Genomic DNA, 11,579 nt, shown 5'->3' with positions numbered 1-11,579 from the left:
AGTAACACTAATAAAAACAAAAACAAAATAAAAAATAAACTGGTAAGGCCGCTTTGTTTTCGTTTATTATGGTTAGCTTAAGACAACTTATAAGTTTAGGTGTCTATTTTAAAGCATCAATTGAGAGGGGATTTATGACGGATATAGCTATCATTGGTGAGGTTATGCTTGAGCTTTCTCCCTTAAGTGATAAAAATTTTGCATTGGGCGTTTCTGGCGATACCTATAACTCAGCGTGTACACTTGCTGGGCTAGGTATAAACACAACTTATATAACCAGTTTAGGAGACGGTAAATCGGCAAATATTGTTCGTCATGACGCAGTTCAACGAGGCGTTAATTTACTTGAGCCAAAAACAGTAATAAACAAATCACCAGGTCTTTACATGATAAATAACGATGCAACTGGTGAGCGTTTTTTTGACTATTGGCGTAGTGATTCTGCGGCCAACTATTTATTTAATAATGAAGAACTATTCATTCCATTGTTAAAACAAATTGCAAGTCACAATTATGTATATTTTTCTGGCATCACACTGGCAATAATGAGTGAAATGTGTCGAACGAAATTCTCACAGTTTTTGGTGAATTATAGAAATCAGGGTGGAAAAGTTATTTTTGACCCTAATTATCGACCTAAATTATGGTCAGACAAAGCGACGGCAATTAAAGCTATTAAAGCAATACTCATGTATGTCGATATCTATTTGCCTGGGTTTGAGGAAGAGGAAATCCTCTTTAACACCACTTCAGTTGACGATGCAACTCGACGCTTATTCAACATTTCAGCCAACGAGGTAGTGATTAAAAATGGCTCTCAAAATTGCTTATTAATTACCCGTGGTGACGTTGAACGTGTTGAGATTACACCATCAACTAATGTTCTTGATACTACCGGGGCAGGCGATAACTTTAATGGTGGCTATATTGGTGCTCGATTAACAGGCCTTTCAGCAATTGATTCGATAAAATTTGCAGCCAAAGCGGCTTCGCAAATATTAACGATAAGAGGAGGCGTTTTACACGTTGAACAATTATTAGTGTTAAAAGAAAACTTAGCTCGCATGATAAATTCAACAGAGAAACAACCGAAATGAATACAATGAAATTATCTCAAAAAACATTAGCGGCAATAGCAAATAAATCAAAAATTTCAATTCCAAATTACGATAGAGAAAATACCGAGATAGGTATAGTTCACTTAGGTCCTGGAGCTTTTCATCGAGCACATCAAGCAGTTTACACTGAAAATGTGATGAATTTATCGGGTGGAAATTGGGGGATTTGTGGGGTTTCACTACATAGTGCTACCGCACGAGATGTTCTAACCGAGCAAGATAATTTATATACTCTCGCTATTTTAGATAAAAACATAAGCTATCAGGTCATTGGGGCAATAAAAGAAATTTTAGTTGCTAGCCAACAAATTGATGAAGTTATCGCTCGTATGTCTGCGGTAAGCACTAAACTTGTCACCCTTACGATTACGGAAAAAGGATATTGTTTAGCGAATGACGGCTCTCTAGATTTAAACCATGAAGATATCAAACATGACTTAAGCAACCCAACAAAGCCAGTCAGCGCCATTGGCTTTATTGTAGAGTCACTTAAACAAAGAAAACTAGATGGTGTTAATGCCTTTAATATACTCAGCTGTGATAATGTTACTGGAAATGGTGAAAAACTTAGACGCGCGGTTTTAGATTATGCCGCTCAAATTGATGGGAGCTTGAGAGTATGGATTGAAGCTAATGTCTTTTTTCCAAATACAATGGTTGATAGCATTACTCCTAAAACTGAAAGTTATACTATTGAATCTGTATCAAAGGCCATTGGTGCCCAAGACAATTGGCCGATACAAAGAGAAGAGTTCAGTCAATGGATTATAGATAATAACTGGCAAGGTGAACGACCTGATTGGGAACAAGTAGGAGTCATATTTACTGATGACGTAGAAGGCTTTGAAAAGGCTAAATTAAGATTACTGAACTGCTTGCATTCAACACTCGCCTACACAGGTTCGTTAGCCGGTTTAGTTACTATATTTGATGTCATAAGCGATAAAGGCTTCTATCAATTTATTTGCAAGCTTGCTACTGATGAAATTATTGGTTCATTTATTCCGCCAAAAGAACTGGATATAAAAGCATACGGTAACCAAATTATTCAACGTTTTTTAAATCCGTCTATTCGTCATTTATTGGCACAAATCGCTTGGGATGGCTCTCAGAAATTACAAATGCGTCTGTTACCGATAATTCGTGACAATATTAAACTTAGTCGTTCAACTGAATTGCTATGTTTTTCATTAGCTAGTTGGTTTGAGTTTATTTGCGAATCAGTAAAAAATAACAAAGAAATAGTTGATCCTATGGCTGGTTTTTTTATCACAATGGCTGAAATCCATAGTGATGATGTATCTGAAATCATTGAAAGTTTTTTATCGATTGAACCTATTTTTGGTGAAGATTTAATTAATAATTTAATTATTAAAGAACAACTAATCAATAGTTTAACAAAAATACGAAATTGCCCTAAAAAGCAGCTTAGCTCACTAATTGAATCACTTTAATTATAATGAGTTGAAAAATAAATTTTAGCGTCAAAATTGCAACCGCTTGGTGAATTTGGTTTAACAGTCACTTTTGCTACAAAACGATCTTAATTTTCATGTCAATTATCATCAATATTATGTCCACTATTTTCAAGACTATCTGACATTAGCAGTATTTTTCTATCTAGCTAACGCACCTTTATAGGTTGGATCTCAAGGGATAAAACAATTGAATTCATGCTCTGAATTTGATCTGATAGTAATCGCCAAACCACTATCTATACCAAAAGCAGAGCATGAATAAGCACAATACTGAGTTAAACAAAATAACGAAAGTGCTTAACGATTTTAATATTAACAAAATAGATAAAACAAGCCATTTTTGTAGCCGTAAACGCATAATAAAACCCTTCGAATTAGTCATGTCGTTAATAACGGCTCTAGGTGATAAATCGGTAAGCACTGTCACAGATTTACAACGATATTTTGTGAAGTTGACGGAAACTGATGTTCAATATAAACCGTTTCACAATCAGGTGAGTAAACCTGAATTTAGCCTGTTGATGAAATAATTGCTCGATGTGGCGTTAAATGAATGGCAACAACAAATACTCGGTACAGACGCCACACTGTCCAACTTTAAATGCATAGTATTGCAAGACGGAAGATCGTTCGCCGTCCATGATAGTTTAAATGAGACCTTTAAAGGTCGCTTTACTGAAATAAGTTCTGCCGCAATAGAGGTGCATGAGAGTTAAAATGTGCTTAAAGGTTATCCCGAAGCAATATCAGTGAGTCTAGATAGCCAAGCTGAATATGACTTTTTACCCGATACTAAATCGTTAGTCGACACATTGTTTCTAGCAGATAGAGGATATTACAAGTTATCGTATTTAGAATCTATTGATACAGCAGGTGGCTTTTATCTTGTCAGAACAACAGATAATCCAATCGTCGTTGCTGCTTTTAGTCGTCACGATAAAGTATTAAAGCGGTTATTACCGAAGAAGCAAAAGGACGTTAAAGCATATTCGCCGTAGTGTTATTGTCGATATGGATGTGGAAGGGAAAACAAATTATCGATTGATTGCTAGTTGGCCTAAAAGAAAAAGTGAGCCGACTTATTGGGCAACGAACTTAAGTCGAGAAAAATTTAGCGCCATAATAGTAACAAAGCAGTACAGTCTATGGTGGCAAATAGAATTACTGTTTAAAGAATGGAAGTCTTATTGCAACCTTCAAAAATTTAACACCAGAAAAACGAGCATGATGAAAGGTTTGGTGTGGAAAAGTTTATTGACGTTGTTAGTAAAACGGCGAATAGGTATGAGTGTTCAGCAACTTGCAGGCATTGAGTTATCAACATTTATGGTAGCAAAAAAACTCAAGGTTGGTTTTATCAATTAATGGAGTCAATAACACAAAGCGTGATATTGACCCTGAAAAAACATGGCAAAAAACCATCAATTTTTTGTCAAAATATGCTCAAAGTGCGAACCCGACAAGAGATAAGGAAAAAGGACGACTAAAATGCGGCCTGAATTCAATTATCTCTTAATGTCCAAACTATGAAGACTTCTTAATTAATTGTACTTCGCCCATAAGAGGGCGAAATTTAAAATACCAGTTAAATTCAACTATGAGATATTACAACTTGTTGTTGGTTGCCGAGGCCTTCAATACCTAATTTTATTTTATCACCAGGATTTAAATATAAGGGTGGGTTTTGCCCTAAACCAACGCCAGGAGGTGTGCCTGTAGAGATAATATCTCCTGGCTGTAGGCTCATAAATTGGCTTAAATAACTGACAATATATTCAGGTTTGAATACCATGGTTTTGGTATTGCCATTTTGGAAGGTTTTACCGTTGACTTCTAACCACATCGATAAATTATTAGGATATTTAATTTCATCACTAGTGACCAACCAAGGACCGATAGGGCCAAAGGTGTCACAACCTTTTCCTTTATCCCACTGGCTGCCTTTTTCTAATTGAAATGTTCGCTCAGAAACATCATTACATACACAATAACCGGCAATGTATTTATGGGCATCCTCTTCGCTTACATAAGAGGTGTGCTTACCAATAACAATGGCAAGTTCAACTTCCCAATCAAGTTTGTCACTATTTCGTGGTTTGATTATGTCATCATTTGGGCCAGAAATAGCACTAGTGGCTTTGGTAAACACTTCGGGTTCATCTGGAATAGTCATGCCTGACTCAGCAGCATGATCGGCATAGTTAAGGCCAATACAAAGAAATTTACCCACATTACCTACACATGCACCTAAGCGAACATTTGCATCCACAATAGGTAAGCTCGATAAATCTAAAGCTCGTAGACGCTTTAAATTATCGCTTGATAATGTCGCCCCGCTAATATCACTAACGATGTCACTTAGGCTTCTAATATTGCCTTCTTCATCGATAATTCCCGGTTTTTCTTTACCTAAAGGGCCGTAACGAAGTAATTTCATTTTATAATCTCTTTGAATTCGATTAGTTATTTAAGGTGACGAAGCCGCCGTCTATTGGGAAGTTACTACCAGTGATAAATGCCGCATCATCAGAGCATAGATAATCTACCAATGCTGCAATTTCATCAGGGGCACCCATGCGCCCAATAGGTTGACTTTTTGATAACTTTTCAAACATTTCGTCTTTATTGTCGGCATAGTTTTTTTCTAAGAAGTTATCTACAAAGGGGGTATGAACTCTGCCAGGAGAAATGCAATTACAACGAATGCCGTTAGTAATGTAATCTTTGGCAACAGAATAGGTCATGGTTAATACCGCGCCTTTTGTCATAGAATAAGCAAACCGGTCCGCAATACCAACGGAAGATGCGACAGATGCCATATTTATAATGACGCCACTGTTTTGAGCTTTCATCGCCTCAATGGTGCCAGAAATACAGTTGTAAACGCCTTTGACATTAATGTTGTAGAGGCGGTCGAGATCTGACTCGCTAGTCTGTTCGATATTACCTATATGTGCGACCCCCGCGTTATTGATTAAAATATCAATGGTATGTTCTTCGTTAATATTTTTAAGTAATTCTAACACTTGGCCGTTATTTGATACATCTACGGCATAAGCTTCAGCGTTGCCACCTTCATTGATAATTTCTTCAACGGTTTCTTGTGCCGCTGCTAAATTAAGATCGACCACTAAAACCTTTATTTTTTTCAGCGCAAGACGTAAACAAATACTTTTGCCTATGCCGCTAGCGCCGCCGGTTACTAGTGCAACTTTTATTTTATTCACTACTACCATGATTAATTCCTAATTTCTGAATTCTGAATTCTGAATTCTTAACTAATAAGCAGGTAAACGATAAAATTTCTGCGCATTACCTGCCCAAATCTTACCTTTATCTTCAAATGAATAGTTTTTGAGTAATGACTGGGTTAGCGATACCCAAGTGTCGTAATCACCATTGAGTTTTATCACTGGCCAATCACTACCCCACATTATTCTGTCAGAGCCAAATACAGCCATAACATGGTCAAAATATGGCTGAATAACGTCCACATTTACTGGGCCTTGTGGTGCTTCAGTCAGTAAACCAGAGAGTTTTATGTAGACATTTTCACATGCGGCAACATTGTTAAGGCTGTTTTTCCAAAAATCAGTAGGTGCTTTTGATAAATCTGGTTTGGCACAATGGTTAATAACAATGCTTAAGTCAGGATGTCTTTGCGCTAAAATATTAATGTTAGAAATATGAATATCTTTAATTAATGCATCAAAGGTTAATTGTTTTTTATCATAAATTCAAAAATGGGGGTCAATTCATCTTTTAATATCCAATTGACATCATCAATGTTTTGTAACATTGGACGAATGCCTTTGAAGTACTTGGATTCACCGAAGTGTGCAAGTTTTTCTAATACGTTAGATGCTTCCATATCTACCCAGCCAACAACACCTGCAACGAATTTATTGACCTCAGCAATACCTAACATGAAATATATCTCTTCCTCAGACTCTTCAGCTTGTAATAATATGGTTTGACTGACTTCATTTACATATAGTTCGCGTTCTAGTTGATTAGGAAGAAAGTCTTTATAAAGTACAGTTAATTCAGGCTTAAGCCAATTGTAGTGACCACGCGACAATTTCCAAAAATGTTGATGGCTGTCTACTTTTGATATACCAGTGCTAGTTAAGTATTTAGCAGCACTCATGAAGGGTTTACCTTCTGATTTGGTAAAGGCGCTTGTTGATCTAGCAGGTTTTCATCTTTCAATGATTGCCAAAATTCATTAGGAATAACTTCATTAAATAATTCAATGGTATGTTGCACACGTTTAGCACTACCTAAACCCGGAATAACCGATGCAACACCAGGATGACCTAGAGGAAATTGTAAAGCCGCTGCCGCTAAAGTTACTTGGTATTGTGCACAAACGGCTTCAATTTTCGCAACTCTATCAACAATATGTTTGAGTGCAGGCTCGTAGTCATAGTAAGGAATACTCTTGCCATGAACACCGGTCGCTAAAATACCTGAGTTATACGGGCCACCGAGTATAATAGATGCACCGTGCGCTTGGCATTTGGGGAGAAATTGATGAAGTGGTTCTTGCTCCAGCAATGAATACCTTCCCGCTAATAAAAAGCAATCAAATTGACCAATGTTCATCACTCGCTCACAAATTTCTACTTCGTTTACTCCTAAACCTACAGCTTTTATATAACCATGCTTTCTTAACTCTTCTAAGGCTTTATAACCACTGCTTTCAAATTGTTGAAAATAATGTTTATTCATGTTTCCATGGGTATAGGCGCCGAGGTCATGAACAAGTAAAATATCAATCTCCGCTAACCCTAAGCGTTGTAGGCTGTCTTCAAATGAGCGAATTATCCCATCGTAGGTGTAGTCAAAATGGGCATCAAAAGGCATAGGCGTGAGAAAACCATGACGCAACTGATAAATATCAGCCTTTGCATCAGGCTTGAGCATTCGGCCAACTTTGGTTGATAAAATATACTCATTTTTCGCTAAAGGTCTCAGTGCATCCCCAACTCTACGTTCACTCAGCCCAGCACCATAACGAGGGGAGGTATCAAATAAGTTCAACCCTAAATCAATAGCCGCGGCTAACGTTGCTTGTGCTTCTTTATCCGTTACGGCTTGATAAAGGTTGCCCATTGAGGCAGCACCAAAGCCTAGAGTTGAAACATTAAGTGAGGTTTTACCCAGTTGACGGGTGTCAAGTTTATTCTTCATATTAAAAACTTCTTAGTTATTATGATTTTACTTATTTAACGAGATGTTTATGTAAATCTGCAACCTTATTACAACCGAGCTGATTCATTATTTGCGTTAACTGCAAAGTCAGTGAGTTAATGGTATGAATACCACCTTTACTACCCAGTGCACCAACACCATAAACAAAAGGACGACCTAGAAAAGTAAAGTCAGCTCCTGAGGCTAAAGCCCCTGCGATGTTAGTACCACTGCGTAAGCCACTGTCCATGAATATTTTTATCTTATCGCCATATTTTTTCGATATACGTTGTAAAGGCTCTAATGGCGATTCACCTGCATCTAGTTGACGGCCACCATGGTTAGAAATTACCACGGCATCTGCACCTAAAGTTATGGCTGCTTCGACGTCATGTTCATTAATTAGTCCTTTGATAACTAACGGGCCTTTCCATAGGTCTCTTATCGGCTTTAATCCTTCCATATCGACCCGCCCCATGACGGTTTTATTCATAAAGGCCGCTAATTGATCTGTCGGCATGTTTTTAGGCATATAAGGTTTTAATGTTTTCATTTCTGGTTTACCTGCCAAAGCGGTTTCAATTAACCATTGAGGGCATGACAACATTTGCAACATATTGCTTAATGTCATTTTAGGTGGCATAGCTAGCCCATTTTTAATATCTCTGGGTCTAAAACCAAACGTTGGTACATCAACCGTAACCACTAATACTTTATATTGCGCTGCGGTAATCCGACTGAGCAAATCTTTACGAATAGTGTCATCAGTTGGGTTATATAACTGAAACCATGCTTTGCCTTCAGAAACCTCGCTGATATCTTCTAAACCACTTGAAGATACGGTACTTAATATATAAGGAATATTTTTTTCTGCGGCAGCTTTTGCTAAAATTTCTGGTGCATTCGGCCACATCAAGCCTTGTAAACCTATTGGAGCAATTCCAAAAGGCGCAGCATATTCATGGCCAAAAAGGTTAACGCTTAAATCACTCCCTGAAAAAGGTTTGAGAAATTCACCTCTCAGCTGAATGGCTTCCAAATCACTTCGGTTTCGCTGTACAGAGATTTCATCCATACAGCCACCTTCAAGGTAGTCAAAGGCGAACTTTGGCATGCGTTTTTTAGCTTGACGTTTTAAGTCTGATACATTGGGATAATTATTATTAAAATAGTCGTTCATTGCCCTACCCTTTCCCATTAATTAGTGTTGTAGGCGTTGATTCGTCCACTTTGTAGCCACTATGAAGTATCATGGTTCCCCATTGTTTGAGCCAAGTGCGTTTATCTTTTTCACCTGACCACCAATTTTCATGATGAAAATTGGCCCAGTTTCCTTTGCCGTCCTCAGGGAAGTCAAGATCTGTTACGGCAATGTTTAAGCCCATTTTGGTAACAGCAATGCCTGGTGACCAAAACACACCGGGCGAAATTTCTAAGCATGCTTCAGGGCGAATTCGCCACTCCATGGTGTAACCAGAGCCTTGTTCATCACTTTTCATATGTACCTTGACCTCCATGTCTTTGTTTATAATCCATTTTTGATAAGTATTCCATGCAGAAAGCATTGAACGCTCTTCACCTTCTAATAATCCTGCGACACCAATACCGCCTAATCTCGATTTATGCGTACTGGCCACCATTTGCCAACTTTTACTGTTACCTTTATTTGATTCACCGTCCTTTTCACTCCAATGATTTTCGGCGTTAATTAATACTTCAACACCATCGCCAAACCAAGGAAATCCGGATCTGGTAAGTTCATGCGCTTTAGGATTTTCACTGGGTAACCAGCGCTCTGTTTCAATGCCATAAATAACATCATCGGTAATATCAAAAGCAAAATAGAGATGAGTACCGTCATGCTTTATCCATACACTGCCAGATAAATCTTTTTTATCTACCACGGGAGAAAATTGCGCTGTCCAAGCTGCTATGTTTGAGATTCTGCTGGCATCTTGATATTCATTATCTTCAACTTTGCCATCAAATAATGGTGTAGTGCCTCGATAAACTGATACTACAGCTTGCTTAGCTTGATATTTTTCTGTTACGACAACACTGTTATTGGTTACCGGTTTACTCGCCAAATATTCAAAGCACCCGTATAAAACAACCATAACGACAGAAAGTAATAACCAAGCTTTCCAAATTGAGCGACTTTCCTCAGTGCCACTGCCAGAGAGTTCTTTATATGAAGGTAGCATTTCTTCTTGTGGAGAGTGATCTGTCATTAATGAAAGCACTGTCATTACTGAACATGAAAAAACAAATAATAAAAATGACAGCATTAAAAAGTGTGGCCACTGCTGAAAAAGTCCAAAGGTTTGCCCGGTTGTACTACATATACCAACGGCAATACACGTAATACAACTAAGAATAAAGCTATAAGTAGCTGCCGTTGTGGTAACTCTGCGCCAAAATAATCCGACGAGGAATAATGTCGTTAACGGTGGCGCTAAAAAGGCAATTAAGCTCTGCAATAGTTCAAATAAATTAGTGTCGACATTCTCCATGGCTATTGCCCAAAAAAAGGCAAGAAAGCTCGCCGCTAACGTTACAATACGCCCAACCATGCGGGTTTCTTTAATCGATAACTTTTTACCTTTTTTAAATACTGGCTGATAAAAATCAAGGGTAAATATAGTACTAAAAGAATTTAATCCTGAATCTAAGGTGCTAATCAACGCCGCCATTAATACCGCAACCATTAATCCTCTAAAGCCAACAGGCATGTATTCACTGACCATAGCAATAAATGCACCGTCAGTGTTCTCAAGCCCAGGCTGTAAAGCAAAAAAGATAATGCCTGGTAGGATAAATATAAACGGCGGTAATATTTTAAGGAAGCCTGCAAGTAGCACTCCTTTTTGCGCGGTAGGTAAATCCTTAGCGGCAAAAACGCGTTGTACAATGGTTTGATCGGTACACCAAAACCAAACCCCCATAATAGGATAACCGAGTACGAATGCTACCCAAGGAACACTTTCAGATTCGGTATCAATTAAGCGCCAGTACTCAGGGGGTGTTTTTTGCCATTAAGCCATCGATGCCGCCAATTTCATAAAGACCGATGAGTGTCAACGCTGACATACCCACAATCATTAACACGGTTTGAAATGCGTCAGTCACTATGACAGCGGCTATGCCACCGACAATAGTAAAACTAGTCGCGACAAAAAGAAGCAACAATACCGATACCCACAAATCCCAACCAGTAAATTGAGAAAACAGTAGTCCGCCAACATAAAGACCACCACCTAACCAAATAATAACAATCGTCAATAATGAATATGCCGTTAATAAACGGTACATAGTATCGCCAAATCTGCGTTGTATAAATTGCGGGATTGTGGTGATATTTAAGCTTAAATAATACGGGGTAAAAACCATGGCTAGCAACAAAAGAAAGATACAAGCAAACCATTCAAAGTTAGCAATTATCATACCTGAGCTATAAGCTGCGCCGAAGCTAGCTATCAAGAATGATGGACCTATATTGGTTCCCCAAATAGACATGCCAATACTTTTATAGCCAATACTTTTATCGCCAACAAACAAACTGGCATTTTTATCCTGCCTCATCGAAACGATTAAACCAATAGCCATTAGCAAAAATACGTAAATACCGATTATGTAATAATCTATTGTGTGGAGTAATTCGACTGTTTTCATTTTATTCCTACTACACCTAATACTGAGTTGATTAAATTCTTCCGTCCGAACTAAAGACTCAAAGTAAAAAACTTAATGAACTTAATATTAATGTGCGCTAAAAATTAGCGGGAGT

Annotated in this window: 10 protein-coding genes and 1 pseudogene; 3 read left to right on the top strand and 8 right to left on the bottom strand. The window is 37.9% G+C overall.

All coding sequences use genetic code 11. The features are described 5' to 3' along the window. Window positions 1–53: 53 nt before the first annotated feature. From C427_RS09665 to C427_RS09655, 3 genes and pseudogenes are all read left to right on the top strand, one after another. Window positions 54–1,097: a sugar kinase gene (locus C427_RS09665; protein ID WP_007638529.1), complete on the top strand. Its 1,044-nt coding sequence runs from the start codon at window positions 54–56 to the stop codon at window positions 1,095–1,097. Next, window positions 1,094–2,572 carry a mannitol dehydrogenase family protein gene (locus C427_RS09660; protein WP_015430762.1) on the top strand — a complete coding sequence of 493 codons (1,479 nt, stop codon included), beginning with the start codon at window positions 1,094–1,096 and terminating at the stop codon, window positions 2,570–2,572. Before C427_RS09665 ends, C427_RS09660 begins: the two co-directional genes overlap by 4 nt. 278 nt (window positions 2,573–2,850) lie before the next feature. Next, window positions 2,851–4,112: pseudogene (locus C427_RS09655) on the top strand (IS4 family transposase). Between the two features lie 75 nt (window positions 4,113–4,187). Here the strand turns inward: C427_RS09655 and C427_RS09650 are convergent. From C427_RS09650 to C427_RS28195, 8 genes are all read right to left on the bottom strand, one after another. Continuing rightward, window positions 4,188–5,033 carry a fumarylacetoacetate hydrolase family protein gene (locus C427_RS09650; RefSeq protein WP_007638523.1) on the bottom strand — a complete coding sequence of 282 codons (846 nt, stop codon included), beginning with the start codon at window positions 5,031–5,033 and terminating at the stop codon, window positions 4,188–4,190. A 22-nt stretch (window positions 5,034–5,055) separates the two neighbouring features. After that, complete coding sequence (locus C427_RS09645; RefSeq protein ID WP_007638520.1) at window positions 5,056–5,832, bottom strand: SDR family NAD(P)-dependent oxidoreductase; 777 nt, start codon at window positions 5,830–5,832, stop codon at window positions 5,056–5,058. A gap of 42 nt (window positions 5,833–5,874) precedes the next feature. Further along, complete coding sequence (locus C427_RS24850; RefSeq protein WP_269079247.1) at window positions 5,875–6,267, bottom strand: amidohydrolase family protein; 393 nt, start codon at window positions 6,265–6,267, stop codon at window positions 5,875–5,877. A gap of 44 nt (window positions 6,268–6,311) precedes the next feature. Continuing rightward, entirely contained in the window at window positions 6,312–6,746 is a 435-nt protein-coding gene (locus tag C427_RS24075) for an amidohydrolase family protein (RefSeq protein ID WP_015430756.1), read from the bottom strand. Continuing rightward, window positions 6,743–7,792, bottom strand: a complete 1,050-nt coding sequence (locus C427_RS09635; protein ID WP_007638516.1) for an aldo/keto reductase — start codon at window positions 7,790–7,792, stop codon at window positions 6,743–6,745. Before C427_RS09635 ends, C427_RS24075 begins: the two co-directional genes overlap by 4 nt. 31 nt (window positions 7,793–7,823) lie before the next feature. Continuing rightward, window positions 7,824–8,972, bottom strand: a complete 1,149-nt coding sequence (locus tag C427_RS09630; protein WP_007638514.1) for an alpha-hydroxy acid oxidase — start codon at window positions 8,970–8,972, stop codon at window positions 7,824–7,826. A gap of 4 nt (window positions 8,973–8,976) precedes the next feature. After that, window positions 8,977–10,737, bottom strand: a complete 1,761-nt coding sequence (locus C427_RS28200) for a sodium:solute symporter family transporter (RefSeq protein WP_015430755.1) — start codon at window positions 10,735–10,737, stop codon at window positions 8,977–8,979. Between the two features lie 70 nt (window positions 10,738–10,807). Next, window positions 10,808–11,464 carry a sodium:solute symporter family transporter gene (locus C427_RS28195; protein WP_015430754.1) on the bottom strand — a complete coding sequence of 219 codons (657 nt, stop codon included), beginning with the start codon at window positions 11,462–11,464 and terminating at the stop codon, window positions 10,808–10,810. Window positions 11,465–11,579: the final 115 nt, after the last annotated feature.

The organism is Paraglaciecola psychrophila 170 (assembly GCF_000347635.1).
GTDB lineage: Bacteria > Pseudomonadota > Gammaproteobacteria > Enterobacterales > Alteromonadaceae > Paraglaciecola > Paraglaciecola psychrophila.
The sequence above is the reverse complement of the archived record's forward strand: the minus strand, read 5'-3'. Positions and strand labels throughout refer to the sequence as shown.

Excerpts from the sequence above, each read along its gene's own strand:
- C427_RS09645 (WP_007638520.1), bottom strand. The coding sequence starts at position 5,832 with ATGGTAGTAGTGAATAAAATAAAAGTTGCACTAGTAACCGGCGGCGCT.
- C427_RS28195 (WP_015430754.1), bottom strand. The coding sequence starts at position 11,464 with ATGAAAACAGTCGAATTACTCCACACAATAGATTATTACATAATCGGT.
- C427_RS09630 (WP_007638514.1), bottom strand. The coding sequence starts at position 8,972 with ATGAACGACTATTTTAATAATAATTATCCCAATGTATCAGACTTAAAA.
- C427_RS28200 (WP_015430755.1), bottom strand. The coding sequence starts at position 10,737 with ATGGGGGTTTGGTTTTGGTGTACCGATCAAACCATTGTACAACGCGTT.
- C427_RS09650 (WP_007638523.1), bottom strand. The coding sequence starts at position 5,033 with ATGAAATTACTTCGTTACGGCCCTTTAGGTAAAGAAAAACCGGGAATT.
- C427_RS09660 (WP_015430762.1), top strand. The coding sequence starts at position 1,094 with ATGAATACAATGAAATTATCTCAAAAAACATTAGCGGCAATAGCAAAT.
- C427_RS09635 (WP_007638516.1), bottom strand. The coding sequence starts at position 7,792 with ATGAAGAATAAACTTGACACCCGTCAACTGGGTAAAACCTCACTTAAT.
- C427_RS24075 (WP_015430756.1), bottom strand. The coding sequence starts at position 6,746 with ATGAGTGCTGCTAAATACTTAACTAGCACTGGTATATCAAAAGTAGAC.